Origin of the sequence: Lysobacter sp., from assembly GCF_035655815.1 — a bacterium.
Classification (GTDB): domain Bacteria; phylum Pseudomonadota; class Gammaproteobacteria; order Xanthomonadales; family Xanthomonadaceae; genus Lysobacter_J.
The window spans coordinates 26,369-46,119 of the sequence record NZ_DASRTS010000053.1; the positions used below are offsets into that span (position 1 = coordinate 26,369).

Sequence of the window (19,751 nt, forward strand, 5' to 3'; positions counted from 1 at the left end):
CGACGCGACTTGCGACCCGGCCGCAAGCCCGCTATGATCCCGCTTCTTTCGTTCCGCCCCTCCAACGCGAGGCGAAGTTCCGCCGACCGGCCCGCCGGTTGCAGTGCGGAACCAGCCCGACCGAGCACCCCAAGACCAGATCAGTCATGAAGACTTTTACCGCCAAGAACGAGACCGTCCAGCGTGACTGGTACGTGGTCGATGCCGAAGGCAAGACCCTCGGCCGCCTGTGCTCCGAACTCGCGCGTCGCCTGCGCGGCAAGCACAAGCCGGTGTTCACCCCGCACGTCGATACGGGCGATTACCTCATCGTCATCAACGCCGAGAAGATTGCCGTCACCGGCAAGAAGCTGCAGGACAAGCAGTACCACCGCTTCACCGGCTACATCGGCAACCTCAAGACCGAGACCCTCGCCCAGGCGCTGGAACGTCATCCCGAGCGCGTGATCGAGATCGGCGTGAAGGGCATGCTGCCGAAGAATCCGCTCGGCCGCGCCATGTTCCGCAAGCTCAAGGTCTACAAGGGCTCCGAGCATCCGCACGCCGCCCAGCAGCCGCAGCCGCTGGACTTCTGATTCGGACCCTATTCTTAGAGACATCCCATGGCACTCCAGCAGAACTACGGCACCGGCCGCCGCAAGTCCTCCACCGCCCGCGTCTTCCTGCGCAAGGGCGCTGGCAACATCACCGTCAACCAGCGTCCGCTGGATGAGTTCTTCGGTCGCGAGACCGCGCGCATGATCGTGCGCCAGCCGCTTGAACTCACCCAGTCGACCGACAAGTTCGACGTCGTAGTCACCGTTGCCGGCGGCGGCATCACCGGCCAGGCCGGTGCGATCCGCCTCGGTATCGCCCGCGCGCTGGTCGAATATGACGAGTCGCTGAAGACCGAACTGCGCAAGGCCGGCTTCATGACCCGTGACGCCCGCGAAGTCGAGCGCAAGAAGGTCGGTCTGCACAAGGCCCGTCGCGCTACCCAGTTCTCCAAGCGCTAATTTCTGCGCTAAAATTGGTTCCATAGCCCCGTCGCCAAGCGGTAAGGCACCTGACTCTGACTCAGGCATTCGGTGGTTCGAATCCATCCGGGGCTGCCAGATCCAAACAAGAAACCCGCCGCAAGGCGGGTTTTTTGTTGCCTGCACGAAGTACGGTGCAAGGGTCACACCTTTCGTTGCGGCGATGGCGGAATGCGCCTTCGCATTGCGTTGTGCCTGATGATCTCGCCAGCGCGTTGGCGCTCGTTACAATTGAAACCATCGCGCCTCGGCGCTGATTCCCGGAGTTTCGATGAAGCTTGGTTCCCTGAAGGAAGGCGGTCGCGACGGCACGCTGATCGTGGTTTCGCGCGATCTGCGCCACGGCGTGCGCGCCACCGGCATCGCCGACACGCTGCAGCGCGCGCTGGAGGACTGGTCGAACACGGCGCCTCGCCTGAATGCCCTGTACGACGCACTGAACGCCGGCACGGCCGAAGGCGCGTTCGAGATCGACATGGCCGCGCTGGCCGCACCCCTGCCGCGCGCCTATGAGTTCGTCGATGGTTCGGCGTACCTGCCGCATGTCGAACGCGTGCGTCGCGCGCGCGGCGCGGAAGTGCCGGAGAGCTTCTACACGGACCCCCTGATGTACCAGGCCGTCAGTGCCGGCTTCTACGGCCCGCGCGATGCGGTGCGCGTGCTGAGCGAGGAATACGGCATCGACCTGGAGGCCGAAGTCGTCGTCGTCACCGACGATGTGCCGATGGCGGTGACGCCGGAGCAGGCGGCCTCGCACGTGCAGCTCATCGGCCTGGTCAACGACGTCTCGCTGCGCAATCTGATCCCGAACGAACTCGCCAAGGGTTTCGGCTTCCTGCAGTCGAAGCCGCGCTCGGCGTTGAGTCCGGTGTTCGTCACGCCGGACGAGCTGGGCGACGCTTGGAAGGGCAACAAGGTGCATCTGCCGCTGACCACGCACATCAACGGCGAATGGTTCGGCGCGCCCGAAGCCGGCGTGGACATGCAGTTCGATTTCGCGCAACTGGTGGCGCATGCCGCCAAGACGCGACCGCTGTCGGCCGGCACCATCGTCGGCTCGGGCACCGTAGCCAACGAGGACACCTCGCTGGGCGCCTCGTGCTTCGCCGAGAAGCGCACGGTCGAGACGCTGGAGACCGGCAAGCCGATCACGCCGTTCATGAGCTATGGCGACACCGTGCGCATCGAAATGTTCTCGCGCAGCGGCGAAAGCGTGTTCGGTGCGATCGAGCAGCGCATCGAGCGCCCGGGCGCGTGACCTGAGGTGGGCCGCACACGCGGCCCGCGCATGAGGCGCATGGCGCCGGAGGAATGAGATGGCGGCTGAACACCTGCGGCTGTACTCGTACTGGCGCTCGAGTGCGGCGTATCGCGTGCGCATCGGTCTCAACCTGAAGGGCCTGCCGTACCAGACCGTGCCGGTGCATCTGGTGCGCGACGGCGGCGAGCAGCATACCGAGGCGTTCCGCCAGACCAACCCGCAGGGGCTGGTGCCCGTGTTCCAGCACGGCGATCGCGTCTTCCGCCAGTCGGTCGCCATCCTCGAATACTTGGACGAAACCTGGCCCGAGCCACCGCTGCTGCCGAGCGCCGCGCGCGACCGGCAGCGCGTGCGCGCGCTCGCGCAGACCGTCGCCTGCGACATCCATCCGCTCAACAATCTGCGCGTGCTGCAGTACTTCGAACGGAACTGGCACGTACCGCAGCCCGAACGCGACGGCTGGGTGCAGCACTGGATCCAGGAAGGCTTCGCGGCCTTGGAGGCAATGCTGGACAAGCATCCGTCAACCGGCACGTTCTGCGAAGGCGACACGCCCACGCTGGCCGACTGCTGCCTGGTTCCGCAGGTGTACAACGCACGCCGCTTCGGCGTCGACCTGGGGGCTTATCCGACGGTCATGCGCATCGAGAAGGCCTGCCTTGCGCTGCCGGCATTCGAGGCCGCCCAGCCGGAACGCCAGCCCGACGTGCCGGACGCCACGCGCTGAGGCAAAAAAAACCGCGCCAGAGGGCGCGGTTTTTATCGGAGAGAGCCGGGTGATCAGTTCGACGCGGAGTAGATGTCTGCGTATGGATCGTGCTCGCCGCTGGAGCCTTCCGACAGGCGGAACTTGAGCGACAGGCCCTCGCGCGAGTCGGCGGCCTTGAGCGCCTCTTCCATGTCGATCTTGCCTTCCTTGTACAGGCGGAACAGGCACTGGTCGAAGGACTCCATGCCTTCCTCCAGCGATTCCTCCATCGCCTGCTTGATCTCGTGCACCTGGCCGCGGCGCATCAGGTCGCGGATGTGCGGGGTGTTGATCAGCACTTCCGCCGCGGGCACGCGACGGCCGTCGGTACCCACCACCAGGCGCTGGCTGACCACCGCGCGCAGGTTGAGCGCCAGGTTCATCAGCACGTTCTTGTGCGCCGCTTCCGGGAAGAAGTTGAGGATGCGCTCCAGCGTCTGGTCGGCGTTGTTGGAGTGCAGCGTCGCCAGGCACAGATGACCGGTTTCGGCGAAGGCGATAGCCGCCTCCATCGTGGTGGCGTCGAGGATCTCGCCGATGAGGATGACGTCCGGCGCCTCGCGCATCGCGTTCTTCAGCGCATTGTGGAAGGCATGCGTGTCCAGACCGACCTCGCGCTGGTTCACGATCGACTTCTTGTGCTTGTGCAGGTATTCGATCGGATCCTCGATGGTGAGGATGTGGCCCGAAATGTTGCTGTTGCGGTAGTCGATCATCGACGCCAGCGTGGTCGACTTGCCCGAGCCGGTGGAGCCGACGATCAGCACCAGCCCGCGCGGGGCCATGATGATGTCCTTCAGCACCTGCGGCAGCTGCAGCTCCTCGATCGACGGGATCACGCTGCGGATGGCACGAATCACCATGCCGACCTCGCCGCGTTGCTTGAACACGTTGATGCGGAAGCGGCCGGCCTCCGGCAAGGCGAGCGCCATGTTCAGTTCCAGGTCACGCTCGAAAAGCGGAACCTGTCCCTCGTCCATCAACGAATAGGCGATCTTCTTGACCATGCCGGGTGGCAGGCCGGTATTGCCCAGCGGGTAGAGTTTGCCTTCGACCTTGATGTACACCGGCGCGCCGGTCGTCAGGAACATGTCCGACGCGTTCTTTTCCGTCATCAGCTTCAGGAAATAGCCGATGTCCATGCTGCAACCCCTTTGGATGACCCCCGGCCGAGCGGCTCCCGTTGCAAGCGCGCCAGCGGCTTTACGACAATGGCCGGGCCTCAAACACGGGCCGGCCTCCCCAATGCGTCCAAGCTTCGCACAAATCCGTTTTCCACTGCTGGCTGCAGTTCTCGCTTCCGCACTCTGCGGCTGCGCGTCGCTGCCCCCGCCCACGGCCGAGCTGTCAGCGGCGAACCAGGCCGTTTCGCGCGCCGAGAACGCCGATGCGGACCAGTACTCGCCGCAGGAACTGGCTGCGGCCCGCAGTGGGCTGACCCGCGCCCAGTCGGCGATGAGTTCGGGTGACGAAGACGACGCCCGCCAGCTGGCGCTCTCGGCCGCCGCCGATGCCGACCTGGCCTATGCGCGCAGCCGCGAGGCCCTGGCGACGGCCGAACTCAATCAGCGCCGCGCGGAAGTCGACGAACTGCGCCGCCGCCTGCAGACGGAGGGCCAGCCATGAACCTGCGCCGCCTCGCCCTGTCGTTCGCCCTGGCTGCCGCCTTCGCGGCCGCTCCCGCGGCTGCCGCCGACAACCCCGATGCCGCGCGGCTCTCGCAGCGCCTGACGGCGCTGGACGCCGATCCGCAGCTCAACACGTTTGCCGCCTACGAGCGCCTGCAGGCCCGCCAGGCCGTCAACGCGCTGGCGGAGGCGTCACGCCGAGACCAGCCCGCGGCCCTGTACGTAGCCGAACGGCGCGTCAGTGCCGCCGAAAGCTCCGCCCGCGCGCAAGCCATGCAGCGCGAGATCGACCGCCTGGAGCGCGAGCGCGCCGAACTGCTGGTCGAAGCCAGCCGCCAGGACGCAGCCCGCGCCCGCGCCGAGGCCGAACGCCTGCGCCTGCAGGCCCAGATGCAGGCCGAGGAAGCCGAGCGCCTGCGCCTCCAGAGCGAGGCCGACGCGGTCGCCATGCAGGACGTCGAAACCGCGCTTAAGGGCGTGGCCGGTGCCCAGGCGGCACGCCTGAATGCCGCCCGCGAGCGCGAGGCCAAGCTGGCCCGCGAGGAGGCCGAACTGGTGACGGGAGGCAAACTGCCCTCGTCGAAGCGCGACAACCGCGGCGAAGTCTTTACCTTGGGCAAGGGCAGCTTCGGATCGGGCAAGGCCGGCCTGAGCGGCGACGCGACCACCTCGGTCAAGACCGTCGCGGCTTTCGCGCAGGCGTACGCGTCGCCGGGCGTCAAGGTCGAGGTCACCGCCGCCGATGCCAAGCTGGCGCAGCGCCGGGCGGAAGCCGTGCGCGACGCCCTGGTGGCCGGTGGCTTGGCGCAGGGCAAGGTCCAGGTCAGCGGCCGCAGCGGCAAGGCCGATCGCACCGACGTGGTCGTCCAACACAAGTAAATTCAGCCACTTAACCCGCCTGTAACGCATAAGGCGGCAGGGTCTTATGTCGCCTTAATGCACCGGCGCGATCCGGCTCACAGTTCCCGATTTCGCCCTTGCCGCGGGCAGGTCGGAGGAGTAGGGTCGGTTATCCAGGCGGCCTGTTTTCCGCTTGGCGATGAGCCCGGTCGATGACGTCAACGCCCCTCTCGCAGGACCCCGCCGCCCCACGCTCGTTGGTGGCCGGTCCCTGTGAAGCCGGCACCTTCGACCTGCTCCCCCACGACCCCGCTGACGCCCTGGTCCGACGACCGGGGCGTTTTCGTCTGCGGGGCCTTCCGCAAGGGTCCGGGACATGGCCCCGGACTTCATCCAACGCTGAAGGAGGCATTACATGTTCGAAGAGCGACCGCAGCCCGAGATCGAAGCGCTGATGAAGGCGAACCCGGAATTCCGGCAGCTTTACCAGCGCCACAAGGATCTCGACAAGAGAGTGATGGACGCCGAGCTGGGCGTGCTGCCCATCGACGACCTCACCCTGGCGCAGATGAAGCGCGAGAAACTGGCTGCGAAGGACCGACTGGTCCGCATGTACGACACGCAACACCACTGACGCTGTCATCCACTTCTCGCCGCCGGCGGCGACTTCCTCGTCGGTCTCTCCGCCGGCGTCTCGCGAACCGGGGCGGCTGCATCCAGCAGCCGCCCCGGGGCGAAGGGAGGCTGGACCGAAGAGCGGGAATAGGGAAGTGGGAGCCGCGGCGGTGGCTGCAATCCCGGTTCCCTATTCCCGCTTCTCGTTTCCGGCTCGTAAACTCGCGGGATGAGCATCCATCAATCCGTACTCGAACTGATCGGCGACACGCCGATCATCAAGGCCCAGCGCCTGGACACCGGCGTCTGCGAGCTGTACTTCAAGCTCGAATCGCAGAACCCCGGCGGCTCCATCAAGGACCGCATCGGCCTGTCGATGATCGATGCGGCCGAAAAGGCGGGGAAGATCCGCCCCGGCGACACCCTGGTCGAAGGCACGGCCGGCAACACCGGCATCGGCCTGGCGCTGGTCGCCCAGCAGAAGGGCTACAAGCTGATCCTGGTCGTGCCGGACAAGATGAGCCGCGAGAAGATCTTCAACCTCAAGGCCATGGGCGCGCAGGTCGTGCTGACCCGCTCGGACGTGGCCAAGGGCCACCCGGACTACTACCAGGACATGGCCGAGCGCCTCGCGCGCGAAACGCCGGGCGCGTACTTCATCAACCAGTTCGGCAATCCCGACAATCCGGCGGCGCACGAGTTCGGCACCGGGCCGGAAATCATCGAGCAGATGAAGCAGGTCGGCGGCCTGGACGCGATCGTGTTCGGCTGCGGATCGTCGGGCACGATGACCGGCCTGTCGCGCTGCTTCGCGCAGCACTCGCCGCAGACCGAGCTGATCCTGGCCGATCCGGTGGGCTCGATCCTCGAGGAATACATCAACCGCGGAACGCTCAGCGACAAATCGGCGAGCTGGATGGTCGAAGGCATCGGCGAGGACTTCCTGCCGGCAATCTCCGACTTCACGCGCGTCAAGAAGGCCTACGCGATCAGCGACAAGGAGAGCTTCCTGACCGCGCGCGAACTGCTGGAAAAGGAGGGCATCCTCGGTGGTTCCTCGACCGGCACCCTGCTGGCCGCCGCACTGCGCTACTGCCGGGAACAGACCACGCCGAAGAAGGTGTTGACCCTGGTGCCGGACACCGGCAACAAGTACATCTCGAAGATGTACAACGACTACTGGATGCTCGACAACGGCTTCCTGGAGCGCACCTCCACTGGCGACCTGCGCGACCTGATCCTGCGTCCGTTCTCGCAACGCGACACCATCGTCGTCGGTCCCAACGACCTGCTGATGACGGCCTACCAGCGCATGAAGCTGTACGACGTTTCGCAGCTGCCGGTGATGCAGGGCGACAGCATCGTCGGCATCGTCGACGAGAGCGACGTGCTGCTGCACGTGTACGGCGACGAGTCGCGCTTCCGCGATCCGGTGTCCACCGCGATGGTGAGCAAGCTCGACAAGATCGACGTGAGTTCGCCGATCGAATCCCTGCTGCCGGTATTCGACCGTGGCCACGTGGCGATCGTCGTCGACGGGGATCGTTTCATCGGCCTGATCACCCGTATCGACCTGCTGAACTACCTGCGCCGGCGCGTGCAGTGATGAATGCCGAGGCAGGCGAGCGCTGGCTCTCCGGCGACCGCCTGCCGAACGTGCGGCTGCTCAGCGCCGGCGGACAGGCGCTGTGGGGCAGGTCGCCATGCATTGGCCGCGGGGTGAAGGCTGGCGCCGTGAGACCCAGCCCGCGTTCAGGGCCTCGGCGCCCACTGCCGGACGAACTGGCATCGGGCCGGATGCGCGGACCCCGGCGGGCAATTTGAAGCCGCCAAAAGGGTGCCTGTGAGGCAACGCTGGACTGCCGCTGAAGGCTTCAAATAAAGGCCTGAGCAGGCTCATCGCCGGTGCTAGAATCGGCGGCCGCCCATGGCAGCGGAACTGGAAGGACTGAATGACTGAACGACACGCCGACGGCGGGGCGCGGAAGCCCGGCCTGGGCACCCTCGCGATCCACGCCGGTCAGGCTCCCGACCCGAGCACGGGGGCGGTGATGACCCCGATCTACGCCACGTCGACCTATGCGCAAAGCAGTCCGGGCGTGCACCAGGGTTTCGAGTACTCGCGCAGCCACAACCCGACCCGGTTCGCCTACGAGCGCTGTGTCGCCGGCTTGGAGGGCGGAGCGCGCGGTTTCGCGTTTGCCTCCGGCCTGGCGGCGACGTCGACCATCCTGGAGCTGCTGGATTCCGGCAGCCACGTCATCGCGATGGATGACGTCTATGGCGGTACCTACCGACTGTTCGAGCGCGTCCGCCGCCGCTCCGCCGGGCTGGATTTCAGCTGGGTCGACCTGAGCGACGCGGCCGCGTTCGAGGCAGCAATCGGTCCCGAAACGAAGATGGTTTGGATCGAGACGCCGACCAATCCGCTGCTGAAGCTGGTCGATATCGAGCAAATCGCCACCATTGCCCGCAAGCGCGGCCTGATCGTGGTCGTCGACAACACCTTCTGCTCGCCGATCGTGCAGCGCCCGCTGGAACTCGGCGCGCACATCGTCATGCATTCGGCCACCAAGTACCTCAACGGCCACTCCGACATCGTCGGTGGCATGGCCGTGGTCGGCGACGACGCCGAAATCGCCGACCGCATGGCGTTCCTGCAGAACGCCATCGGTGGCATCCAAGGCCCGTTCGATAGCTTCCTCGCCCTGCGCGGCCTGAAGACGCTGCACCTGCGCATGAAGGCCCACTGTGAGAACGCGCTTGCACTGGCGCAGTGGCTCGAAACGCATCCGCAGATCGAGAGGGCCATCTACCCCGGCCTCAAGTCGCACCCGCAGCACGACCTGGCCAGGCGCCAGATGCACGGCTTCGGCGGCATGGTCAGCATCTACGTCAAGGGCGGCGAAGCCGCTGCGCGCCGCATGATGGAGCGTTGCGAACTGTTCGCGATCGCCGAATCCCTCGGCGGCGTCGAAAGCCTGATCAACCACCCGGCGATCATGACGCACGCGTCGGTTCCGGCTGAGCGTCGCACCGCACTGGGTATCGCGGATAACTTAGTGCGGTTGAGTGTGGGCGTAGAAGATCTGGCAGATCTTCACTTCGAACTTGACCGGGCTCTGGGCGCAAGCGCGCAATGAATCGCACCGCCGTTTCACAGTTCGCGGGTAAGTGACATGGATATGCTGCGCGCCGCCTGGCGCTACCGCTTCTTCATCCTGTCCTCCATTCGCAATGACCTGCGTGCGCGTTTCATTCGCAGCAAACTGGGTGGACTTTGGATGGTCATCCATCCGCTCGCGCAAGTGCTGATCTTCGCGACGATCCTCTCCGAGGTGCTCGCCGCCAAGCTCCCCGGTATCGACAACAAGTACGCCTATGCGCTGTACCTCATGGCGGGCATGCTTTGCTGGACGCTCTTCACTGAGACCGTTACGCGTTGCCTATCGCTGTTCATCGACAGTGGCAACCTGATGAAGAAGATGGCGTTCCCACGCATCTGTCTTCCGCTGATCACGGCGGGCACCATGCTTGTCACCAACGTGTTGCTGTTGGCGGCCATCCTATTGGTATTCGCGGTACTCGGCCACTTCCCAGGGCAAAACATCGTCTGGCTGCCCTTGCTGATCCTGACCACCCTCGCTCTTTCGATGGCGCTGGGACTGATCCTTGGCGTGATGAACGTATTCATGCGCGACGTCGGACAGGTGGTGCCGGTGGTTCTGCAGGCGTTGTTCTGGCTGACGCCCATCGTCTACGTGACGGACATCATGCCGCAGAAGTTCCAGTTCTGGTTCAAGCTCAACCCACTGTATCCATTGGTGGCCAGCTACCAAAACGTGCTGGTTTTCGGCACCGTTCCGCTGTGGAGGGAACTCCTATGGCTCTCGGCGGGGATCATCGCGTTGCTTGTTGTCTCGCTGGTCGTGTTCCGTCGCGCCAGCCCTGAAATCGTGGACGCGTTATGAGCGGTGTGCTTAAGGCCAGGGGTCTGGGCAAGGCCTATCGCCGTTGGCGCAGCGAATGGTTGCGCGCGGCTTCGTGGTTTGGCGCTCCTGTCCGGCCTGCCGAGGAGCATTGGGTCTTGCGCGGCATCGACTTCGAGGTGGAAGCCGGACAAACGATCGGCATCGTCGGCCAGAACGGAGCGGGGAAGAGTACGCTGCTCAAGCTCATTACCGGCACGACCCGACCGACCGAGGGAAGTGTTGCGACCAGCGGTCGCATCGCCGCAATCCTCGAGCTTGGCATGGGATTCAATCCGGACCTCACCGGCCGCGAGAACGCGTTCCACTCGGCCGGTTTGATGGGATACAGCCGGGCGCAGATCGCCGAAGCCATGCCGGACATCGAAGCCTTCGCCGAGATCGGCGAGTACTTCGACGAGCCCGTGCGCACCTATTCCAGTGGCATGCAGATGCGCGTGGCATTCAGCGTGGCCACGGCCTTCAAGCCGGACCTGCTGATCGTCGATGAAGCCTTGTCCGTCGGCGACAGCTACTTCCAGCACAAGAGCTTCGATCGCATCCGCTCCTATCGTGACCAAGGCGTTTCGATCCTGCTGGTGACCCACAGCATGGGCGACGTGCGCACCTTGTGCGACCGGGTGATCCTGCTCGACAAGGGACGGGTCGTGAAGGACGGTGCGCCCGAGGAGGTGGTCGATTTTTACAATGCGATGATCGCCGAGAAGGAAAACGAGGCCGGCTCGATCGAACAGATTCGCCACGAGACGGGTTGGCTGCAGACCCGCAGCGGAACAGGCGAGGCGCGCATAGTCGATCTGCGCCTGTTCGATGCGGACACCGGCAGCGAGGTGTCAATGGCGACGGTCGGCCAGCGCCTGAACTTGCGTCTGCGCGCAGAGATCCACGGCGATGTCCCGCAGCTCGTCCTGGGGTACATGCTCCGCGACCGGCAGGGGCACGTGGTGTGGGGCACCAACACCTGGCACACCGGACAGGTACGCTCGGGACTCAAGGCGGGCGACACGGTAGAGTTCGCGATGAACTTCACCTGCACGCTCGGCCCGGGCTCCTACTCCGTTTCGCCGGCACTGGTGAGCACGGACACCCACTTGGTGAACAACTACGAGTGGGTCGATAACCTGCTTGTCTTTGATGTGATGAACGTTTCGTCGCCGACGTTCATCGGCAGCAACTGGCTAGATGCACGCTTCGACATCGGTGGCGCCGGGTCGAGCGCGAACTCGCACGAATGAGGCCGGACTTTTCCGCCACCGCGCCCACGACTTCCACATCTTATCAATGACCCGACTGGTCTCCTACGCGCAGAACTTCGAAGACGTCATGCTTTGGCGGGCCCTCGGCCACGTCGAACACGGCTCCTACATCGACATCGGCGCGCAGAGTCCCGACGAGGACTCGGTCAGCCGCATGTTCTACGAACAAGGCTGGCGGGGAATCCATGTCGATGCGGCCGCCACGTATGCGCAAGAGCTGCGCGCCGCGCGTCCTGACGAGGTGGTCATCCATGCGGCCGTTTCCGAGACGCCTGGTACGCTCTCGTTCTTCGAAATGCCCAGAACGGGCCTGAGTACGCTGGATCCGTCGCTTGCGCGACAGCACGCGACCAGCTTCGAGGTCATCGAAACCGTGGTGCCCGCAGTGACGCTCGACCAGGTGCTAGCGCATGCGCCAGGCGAAGTGCACTGGTTGAAGGTGGATGTCGAAGGCGCCGAGGCCTCTGTGTTGCGAAGCTGGCGGGACTCGCCTGTGCGGCCGTGGGTCGTCGTCGTCGAGAGCACGCTCCCGACCACGAAGCTGGAGAGCCACCACGAGTGGGATCCCATCCTCGTCGCGAAGGGGTACAAGTTCGTTTACTTCGACGGACTCAACCGCTTCTACGTTTCCTCGGAGCATCCAGAGCTCGGCGCGTCATTCGCAACGCCGCCGAACGTGTTCGACGGCGTTTCGTTGAGCGGCACGGCAACCTCCACCTTCGGCGCGCAGTGGCGCGAGCAATGGGCCGAGCAGGAGCGCAAATGGCGCAACGAACTGACCGCTTCGGAATCAAACGTGGCAGGCCTCAGGCGTGACCTGGAGAGCGTCGAAAGCGCGCGCAACCGGCTCGACGAACTGCTCAAGGAACAGATCGCCCAAGGGCAATGGCTCGCCCGCGAGTGGAAGCAGTCGCACGAATCCATCGCCCGCCTTACCGAACAGGCGCACCGGTGGGAGCTGATGGCTCATCAGGGCCAACACCAGATAGCGCTCATGGCGAGCAGCCTGTCATGGCGAGTGACGTGGCCCATCCGCTTTGGCGGCCGCGCACTTCGTGCGCTGTCTCGATCGCCGGCTCAATTCCTAGGCGCGGCAAAACGACTGGTGAAGCATGGCGCGCGCCCGTTGTTCGTCAACATTGCGGGTCCGATCAATCGTCGACCGCTTTTGCGACGGATTTTCGTAACCGTCGTGCCCAATGCGGATGCACGCCTGAGGGCATGGGAGCAAACCGCGCGCCTGCGAACCCTCGTCGCAGTGAACAACAAGCCGGTGCAGGCCGAGGAAATCCTGTCCGTGCGCGGGCAACAGTTCCTCCATGCGCTGCGCAGGGCATCCGGAAAAGGAGCGGCATGATGCGGATCGTGATCGACTTGCAGGGTGCGCAGAGTGTCAGCCGATTCCGGGGTATCGGCCGGTACTCCTTGTCGCTCGCACAGGCGATGGCCGCGCAAGCTGGCGATCACGAGATGCTCATTGCCTTGAACGGGGCGCTCGTCGACAGCGTCGAACCGCTCCGCAATGCATTCAACGGCTTGTTGCCGCCGGATTCGATACGCGTTTGGCACCCTTCCGGTGGTCACCTTTCGCCCGCGCGTCGCGTGCCCGATGAGATCCTCAGGGAGTGCTTCCTGGCCGGGCTGAAGCCCGACATCGTACATGTCACCAGCCTGTTCGAAGGAATGAGCGACGCTGCTGTCACCAGCATCGGTCGTTTTTCCGGGACTACCCCGGTGGCTCCCACGCTGTACGACCTGATTCCGTATATCCATCGTGAGAAGTACCTGGCGGATCCGACGTCTGCGACTTGGTATCTGTCGAAGGTCGACCAGCTTAAACGCGCCAATCTGCTGTTGGCGATTTCCGAATCCGCTCGCCGGGAGGCGATTGAACACCTGGAGTTCTCACCTGACTCCGTGGTCAACATCTCCTCCGCCGCTGACGAACGCTTTCACCGTATCGATGTGACTCCGGAAGCTGAGCGGGCACTCCGCGGCAAGCTTGGCCTGATGCGCCCCTTCGTGATGTACACCGGCGGTATCGATTACCGGAAAAATATCGAAGGGCTCATTCGCGCCTTCGCTTCGCTTCCGTCCGAAGTCCGCCACGCGCACCAGTTGGCCGTCGTGTGCTCGGTCACGGACGACAGCCGCCAAGCGCTGCAAGCAGTAGCGCGCTCAGCGGGTCTGGACGAGTCCGAACTTGTACTGACGGGCTTTGTCTCCGACGAGGAGCTCGTCGCGCTCTACAATCTCAGCACGGCATTCGTGTTCCCTTCCTTCCATGAGGGATTTGGGCTACCCCTGCTCGAGGCGATGCATTGCGGCACACCGGTTATTGCGGCCGACGCGTCGAGCCTTCCCGAGGTGGTGGGACGGTCCGACGCGCTTTTCAACGCGCGCTCCGACCAGGCGATGACGGCTAAAATGTTCGAGGTATTGACGAACGAAGCGTTCCGGGCCGACCTCGTCAGGCATGGGTACGAGCAGGCGCGGCGTTTTTCCTGGAAGGAAAGCGCGCGTCGCGCCTTGGGCGCGTTCGAGGAATCCGCCCGGCGCGTCGCCACGTCGGAACGGGTCTCTGTTGCCGCGCGCGCGCGACGTCCACGTATGGCTCTACTGACTCCGTTGCCTCCGGAGCGCAGCGGGATTGCGACCTACAGTACGGAGTTGATCCCGGAGCTATCGCGTTTCTACGAGATCGACGTCATCGTGGCGCAGCAGGATGTCGCCGCGCCCCAGGTCAGCGCATGCGCCGAGGTGCGCAGCGTGGATTGGTTCGTAGATCACCAAGCGGATTACGAGCGGGTCGTGTATCAGGTCGGGAACTCGCAGTTCCATGCGCACATGTTCGAACTCATGCGTACGATTCCCGGCGTGGTCGTGCTGCATGACTTCTTCCTGAGCGGAATTCGCGCGCATATGGCACTAAGCGGCGGCCTGCCGCAGTTGTGGATGCGTGACCTCTTCAGGTCGCACGGTTATCCGGCACTGTTGGACAACAGCAAGTCGTCCGACATCGCGCCCATGATCTTCAAGTATCCCTGCAATTTCGACGTGCTCGGCGCCAACATCGGTCTGATCGTGCATTCGAGCTACGCCCGTCGTCTGGGTGATGAATGGTATGGCGCCGGCACGAGTGACGCATGGGCAGAGATTCCGCATCTGCGCGCGCCCCCAGCCAAGATCGATCGAGACGGAGCCCGCCGGCAACTCGGCATCGATCCCGACGACTTCGTGGTGTGCAGTTTCGGACACGTTGCCCCAACCAAGCTCAGTGCGCGATTGCTCGAGGCCTGGTCGGCGTCGGAGCTTTCGCGTTACGCAAAATCGCAACTCGTGTTCGTCGGCGAGAACCATGCCGGGGACTACGGTGTGCGCCTGCAGCACGACATCGACAACCAGCGCCTCGGCGGCCAAGTCACGGTCACCGGTTGGGCGGATTCCGACACCTATCAGGCTTATCTCGCAGCAGCGGATGTGGCAGTCCAGTTACGTACCCTTTCGAGGGGCGAAACATCTGGCGCTGTATATGACTGCATGAACTACGGCCTGGCCACCGTCGTGAACGCCAATGGGGCCATGGCCGATCTGCCTCCACATGGCGTGCTCGTCTTGAACGACGAATTCGACAACGTCGAGCTGGTCTCTGCATTGGAGCAGCTCTGGCGGGACGAGGCCTTCCGCAAGCAGTTGGGACGCAACGCGGCCAATATCGTGGCGGAGAAGCACGCGCCCCGTGTCTGCGCCGAGCAATACTGCCAACGGATCGAGGCATTCTATGAAGCGCAACGAGACGGTGAGCTGGCTATGGTGAGGGAAATAGGGGCGCACTCCGCGGAGGCATGCGACCGAGACCTGATCGCAATCGCGGAAGCGGCCGCGCTGACGTTCCCCGCGCGCCTTCCGGCGCGTCAATGGCTCATCGACGTGACGGAAGCTCCAAGCGAAGGGCAGCCGGGGTGGGCCGGACTTTCGCAAGCACTGCACGAGGCGCTCAGCGAAGCTCGTCCGGGATGGCGCGTCGATCTCATCCAGATCCGTCAGGGTGATGACCGCTATCGCTACGCGCGCAAAATGGCTGCGTCGTTGCTGAAATTGCCGGCAGACGCGATCGATGACGACGTCCTGGAAATCCAACAAGGGGACTTCGTTACTTGCTGGCCAGCTCAGGCCGAGCGCGATGCGCTACAGCGCGAACGGGTTAACGGGCTCCGCGCTCGCGGCGCGCTGGTAGACGTGGGTGCTGGAATTGCCGCGTTGCGGAACCCCAACCTCGCGCCGTAGCGGCATGAAGTCGCGTTCGCAATTCAAGATCTAATTAACCAACGGGAATGGCCATGAAGGCAATTATCACGGGGATCACCGGTCAGGACGGTGCCTATCTCGCACAACTGCTGCTGGAGAAGGGGTATACCGTTTACGGAACGTACCGGCGAACCAGCTCGGTCAACTTCTGGCGCATCGACGAGTTGGGCGTCAGCGGACACCCCAACCTCCATCTGGTCGAGTACGACCTGACCGACCTGGGTTCCAGCATCGCGTTGGTGCAGCGCGTACAGCCGGATGAGGTCTACAACCTCGCCGCGCAGAGCTTCGTCGGTGTCAGCTTCGACCAGCCCGGCACGACCGCTCAGATCACGGGCGTCGGCGCGCTGCATCTGCTCGAGGCGATCCGTCTGGTCAATCCGAAAATCCGTTTCTATCAGGCCTCGACTTCCGAAATGTTCGGAAAGGTGCAGGCCGTACCCCAGCGCGAGGACACGCCCTTCTACCCGCGCAGTCCGTACGGCGTGGCCAAGCTCTACGCGCACTGGATCACGGTGAACTACCGCGAGAGCTACGACATCTTCGGCACCAGCGGCATCCTCTTCAACCACGAGAGTCCGCTGCGTGGTCGCGAGTTCGTCACCCGCAAGATCACCGACTCGGTGGCCAAGATCAAGCTCGGCATGCTCGACTGCCTCGAGCTGGGCAACCTCGACGCCAAGCGCGACTGGGGCTTCGCGAAGGAGTACGTCGAAGGGATGTGGCTGATGCTGCAGGTCGACGAGCCGGACACCTTCGTGCTGGCGACCAATCGCACCGAGACCGTCCGCGACTTTGTGCGTATGGCGTTCAAGGGTGCGGACATCACTGTCGACTTCCGCGGCAAGGACCAGGACGAGACGGCGGTTGATACCGCGAACGGCAAGGTCGTGATGCGCATCAATCCGAAGTTCCATCGTCCAGCCGAGGTCGACCTGCTGATCGGCGACCCGTCCAAAGCCAAGGAGAAGCTGGGCTGGGAGCCTCGCACTTCGCTTGAAGACCTGTGCGAAATGATGGTCCGTGCGGACTTGGCAAGGAACGAGCGTGGCTTCTCCTTCTGATCAGGCTCCCACTGCGCTGCTGACAGGCGCCGAGGGTTTCACCGGGCGCTACGTGCGCGCTTCGCTAGAGCGTGCTGGCTATCGGGTAAAGGCCTGGTCGCACGCCGGCGATGGCGGCGGGGAAGCCGTCAATCTCCTGGACCGGCAGGCGACGCTTGCAGCGGCCTTGAATGCGCGACCGGACGTCGTGATTCACCTGGCGGCGATCTCGTTTGTCGCGCATGGCGACGCGGACGAGATCTACCGCGTCAACGTCGTCGGTACCCGGAACCTGCTGGAAGGGCTTGCGGCCACCGAACGCAAGCCGCGTCGGGTGCTACTGGCTAGTAGCGCGAACGTCTACGGCAACGCCGAAGGCACCGTAGATGAGCAGGTTGCCCCGGCGCCACAGAACGATTACGCGGTCAGCAAGCTGGCGATGGAGCTGATGGCGAATCTGTGGCGTCCGCAGTTGCCCATTACGGTCACCCGACCGTTCAACTACACAGGTGTCGGTCAGTCGGAAAAATTCCTCATCCCGAAGATCGTCTCGCACTTCAAACGCAAGGCGGATCGAATCGAATTGGGGAACCTGGATGTTTCCAGGGACTTCTACGACGTCAGGGGTGTCGCCGAAATCTATACGGGGCTGATCGAAGCTCCTGCCGCAGACGATGTTTTCAACGTGTGCTCCGGCCAGGAATATTCGTTGCGCGAGGTCATCGCGCTGATGGAGTCGATCAGCGGGCATCGCATGGACGTTGTGGTTAATCCGGCATTTGTACGCGCGAACGAGGTTAAGCGGCTGCGGGGGGATGCGGGGCGCCTGGCTCGAACGATAGGACCGCTGCCGCAGATTGCGTTGCGCGACACGCTTGAGTGGATGTATCGAAACGAAGCCTGAGAATCGGCTCGGGGCCGAGCGAACGGGCGCTAGCAAGGGGATTGGAATGTCGAACGGCTGGGGATTGACCGGCGGCCAATGGGAACGTCACCACGCAATCGCGGCGCGTGTCGCTAAAGTCGCGTTGCTTGTGGTGCTGGCGTGCAATCTGGCGCTGCTGATGGGCTACGTATTCGTCGGCTATTTCGAATACTTCCATTCCGATTCGGCGGCGAAAAGCCTGCTTGCGCAGGAGATCTACGAAGCGGGTTCATACTTCCCGCGCGATTGGACCTACGTGAACGGCGACCTCATGGTCGTGTTCGGCCAGCTTTTCATCCTCCCGTTCCTTCCATTCGCGGAGAACGGCTACCTGCTGCATGCGATCTCGGGTGCTGTGACTTCGCTGCTCGTGCTCTGGGGCACGTGGCTGGTCGCCAGCATCGCGGTGCGGTCTGTCTGGATCCGACTGCTTTGCGTGGCGATCGTCGCCAGTGGCCTGTCGCTGCAAGTCACCGAGAATCTCTTCGGCCAAGGGTCGTACGGCGCAGTGTTCTATCTGGCCTGCTTCCAGGTCTACCTGGCATGGCGATTCATGCAGGCCGAAGGACGCAGCAACTGGCTGTGGGGCGCATTGCTGGCCGGCCTCGTCGTACTGGCGTTCTGGAGCAACACCCAACGTGCGGCTGCGTCGTACGCATTGCCATTGCTGTCCGCAATCGCGGTCGACGTCCTCTATCGCGCGTGGAATTCAGGCTTCCACGTCGACCGACGCTTGCGCAAATCCATCATCCTTGCCGGCATCATTCTGGGCGCAGGACTACTTGGAGCCGTGCTTCACGCAGCGGTACTTGCACGAGTGGACAACATCCAGGGAGCCGGCCTCGCACGCTGGCTGAGCCCTGTCGAGATGACGCGCAACCTCGGATTCACGCTGCAGGGCATTCTGGAAATCCTTGGCGCGATGCCACCGGCAGGCGGCGACGTCGTCGGGGTGGCGGGCGCCTATCAGGCTGTGCGCTTCATTGCCGGGCTGGTGCTCGTGCCGCTCATGGGTGTCGCACTCGCGGCCGGGATTCGCAACCCGCAGCCGGGGTACCGCTTTCTTGCGGCTTTCGCGGCTGCCTCGACCGGGCTGTTCTGTTTCCTCCAGGCGACGACCACCATTCCGGACATGTCCAATCCGGCGTTCTCCTCCCGGTATCTGGTTCCGTCTGTCGTCCTTTCCCTTCTGGTGGTGGTGGCCCACACATTCGATCACAACGCGCGGCCGCTGTTCCGCGTGACCGGTGTACTGGTGTCGCTCATGCTCCTAATGAGCATGGTCTCGCCGGAAAATCCGATGGCCCACCCGAAGATCCATCGGCCCGACACCCCGAAGACGGCAGTTGTCCGGTGGCTGGAGCAGCAAGGCCTGCGCTACGGCTACGGTTCCTACTGGAATGCAGGGGCCATGACGGTAATGAGCGACTCGCGAGTCAAAGTCCGACAGATCCAGATCGTACGTGGGCTACCAAGACCCATGTTCCATCTCTCTTCCGAGCGCTGGTATCGGCCCAGCGCTTGGAGCGGAAAGACGTTCCTGGTCCTGACCGATGAGGAACTTGCTGCGCTCGACATGCCGTTGCTCACATCGCTCGTGGGCGAGGAAGTGCAACGCGAGAAGATAGGAGGGTTCAATGTGCTCGTGTTTCCGCGCAACCCGGCCGATGCCCTGGCTGGCTGGGACGACGAACTGCGGCGGCCGCTGCGGCTCACGCCTTCGCCGATGTCGATGCACAACGTGGGCGAGCTAGTCGAGCCCGCAAATGGTGCGGCCATGCTGGTCAGCAAGGGCGCAGGTGGTTTCCTCCACTTCGGTCCGTACCTAAAACTGGAAGATGGCCCGTACAGCGCGACCTTCGACATCGAAGTGGTAGGTGCGCCACGGCCGGGCGTGGCGCACCTGGACGTCGTCGTGAACTCGGGAGCCGATGTCCGTGCCAGCGGTGCGCCGGCGCGTGCCGGACGACAGCGTGTCACGTTGCCCTTCGATCTGACGTCCGATGTGAGTGACCTTGAGGTCCGTGTCCTCACGGACGGGTCCAGCGAGTTGCGCCTCTACGGCATCCAGCTGCAGCGTCGCAACGCGGTCGCGAGCAAACCCCCCAAGCCGTGACAAACA

At 64.0% G+C, this 19,751-nt stretch carries 17 protein-coding genes and 1 tRNA gene; 17 read left to right on the plus strand and 1 reads right to left on the minus strand.

Translation table 11 applies throughout. The annotated features are described in order from the left end of the window. Positions 1–146: 146 nt before the first annotated feature. The 5 genes from rplM (at position 147) to maiA (ending at position 3,004) form a co-directional block, all read left to right on the plus strand. Positions 147–575 (plus strand): 50S ribosomal protein L13, encoded by a 429-nt coding sequence (gene rplM / locus VFE83_RS14185; protein ID WP_324907251.1) that lies wholly within the window; start codon positions 147–149, stop codon positions 573–575. A gap of 27 nt (positions 576–602) precedes the next feature. Then, entirely contained in the window at positions 603–995 is a 393-nt protein-coding gene (rpsI, locus tag VFE83_RS14190) for a 30S ribosomal protein S9 (RefSeq protein WP_324907254.1), read from the plus strand. Positions 996–1,019: 24 nt separating this feature from the next. Beyond that, positions 1,020–1,094: transfer RNA gene (locus VFE83_RS14195), tRNA-Gln, on the plus strand. 193 nt (positions 1,095–1,287) lie between these two features. Further along, the gene (locus VFE83_RS14200) at positions 1,288–2,274 is read left to right on the plus strand and encodes a fumarylacetoacetate hydrolase family protein (protein WP_324907256.1); all 987 of its coding nucleotides are present in this window, start codon (positions 1,288–1,290) and stop codon (positions 2,272–2,274) included. Between the two features lie 58 nt (positions 2,275–2,332). Further along, positions 2,333–3,004 carry a maleylacetoacetate isomerase gene (gene maiA, locus VFE83_RS14205; RefSeq protein WP_324907258.1) on the plus strand — a complete coding sequence of 224 codons (672 nt, stop codon included), beginning with the start codon at positions 2,333–2,335 and terminating at the stop codon, positions 3,002–3,004. A gap of 53 nt (positions 3,005–3,057) precedes the next feature. Here maiA and VFE83_RS14210 read toward each other — a convergent pair whose 3' ends face one another. Further along, positions 3,058–4,167, minus strand: coding sequence for a PilT/PilU family type 4a pilus ATPase (locus VFE83_RS14210; RefSeq protein ID WP_324907261.1), 1,110 nt, complete (start codon positions 4,165–4,167; stop codon positions 3,058–3,060). Here VFE83_RS14210 and VFE83_RS14215 point away from each other — a divergent pair. The 12 genes from VFE83_RS14215 (at position 4,160) to VFE83_RS14270 (ending at position 19,745) form a co-directional block, all read left to right on the plus strand. Then, positions 4,160–4,651: a DUF4398 domain-containing protein gene (locus VFE83_RS14215; RefSeq protein WP_324907263.1), complete on the plus strand. Its 492-nt coding sequence runs from the start codon at positions 4,160–4,162 to the stop codon at positions 4,649–4,651. The two genes, VFE83_RS14210 and VFE83_RS14215, sit on opposite strands and share 8 nt — an antisense overlap. Continuing rightward, positions 4,648–5,532: a hypothetical protein gene (locus VFE83_RS14220; protein WP_324907265.1), complete on the plus strand. Its 885-nt coding sequence runs from the start codon at positions 4,648–4,650 to the stop codon at positions 5,530–5,532. The genes VFE83_RS14215 and VFE83_RS14220 overlap by 4 nt, the downstream gene beginning before the upstream one ends. A 376-nt stretch (positions 5,533–5,908) precedes the next feature. After that, complete coding sequence (locus VFE83_RS14225) at positions 5,909–6,127, plus strand: YdcH family protein (RefSeq protein WP_324907267.1); 219 nt, start codon at positions 5,909–5,911, stop codon at positions 6,125–6,127. A 210-nt stretch (positions 6,128–6,337) separates the two neighbouring features. Continuing rightward, complete coding sequence (locus tag VFE83_RS14230) at positions 6,338–7,714, plus strand: pyridoxal-phosphate dependent enzyme (protein ID WP_324907269.1); 1,377 nt, start codon at positions 6,338–6,340, stop codon at positions 7,712–7,714. A 346-nt stretch (positions 7,715–8,060) separates the two neighbouring features. After that, positions 8,061–9,251, plus strand: a complete 1,191-nt coding sequence (locus VFE83_RS14235) for a cystathionine gamma-synthase (RefSeq protein ID WP_324907271.1) — start codon at positions 8,061–8,063, stop codon at positions 9,249–9,251. 36 nt (positions 9,252–9,287) lie between these two features. Further along, positions 9,288–10,079: an ABC transporter permease gene (locus VFE83_RS14240; protein ID WP_324907272.1), complete on the plus strand. Its 792-nt coding sequence runs from the start codon at positions 9,288–9,290 to the stop codon at positions 10,077–10,079. Beyond that, positions 10,076–11,332 carry an ABC transporter ATP-binding protein gene (locus VFE83_RS14245; protein WP_324907274.1) on the plus strand — a complete coding sequence of 419 codons (1,257 nt, stop codon included), beginning with the start codon at positions 10,076–10,078 and terminating at the stop codon, positions 11,330–11,332. Before VFE83_RS14240 ends, VFE83_RS14245 begins: the two co-directional genes overlap by 4 nt. A gap of 46 nt (positions 11,333–11,378) precedes the next feature. Beyond that, positions 11,379–12,710: an FkbM family methyltransferase gene (locus VFE83_RS14250; protein WP_324907276.1), complete on the plus strand. Its 1,332-nt coding sequence runs from the start codon at positions 11,379–11,381 to the stop codon at positions 12,708–12,710. Continuing rightward, positions 12,710–15,640 (plus strand): glycosyltransferase, encoded by a 2,931-nt coding sequence (locus VFE83_RS14255; RefSeq protein WP_324907278.1) that lies wholly within the window; start codon positions 12,710–12,712, stop codon positions 15,638–15,640. The genes VFE83_RS14250 and VFE83_RS14255 overlap by 1 nt, the downstream gene beginning before the upstream one ends. A 47-nt stretch (positions 15,641–15,687) precedes the next feature. Further along, positions 15,688–16,725 (plus strand): GDP-mannose 4,6-dehydratase, encoded by a 1,038-nt coding sequence (gmd, locus tag VFE83_RS14260; RefSeq protein WP_414674750.1) that lies wholly within the window; start codon positions 15,688–15,690, stop codon positions 16,723–16,725. After that, the gene (locus VFE83_RS14265) at positions 16,709–17,608 is read left to right on the plus strand and encodes an NAD-dependent epimerase/dehydratase family protein (RefSeq protein WP_324907284.1); all 900 of its coding nucleotides are present in this window, start codon (positions 16,709–16,711) and stop codon (positions 17,606–17,608) included. The genes gmd and VFE83_RS14265 overlap by 17 nt, the downstream gene beginning before the upstream one ends. Before the next feature lie 46 nt (positions 17,609–17,654). Then, positions 17,655–19,745, plus strand: coding sequence for a hypothetical protein (locus tag VFE83_RS14270; RefSeq protein ID WP_324907287.1), 2,091 nt, complete (start codon positions 17,655–17,657; stop codon positions 19,743–19,745). The last annotated feature ends 6 nt before the right edge of the window (positions 19,746–19,751 follow it).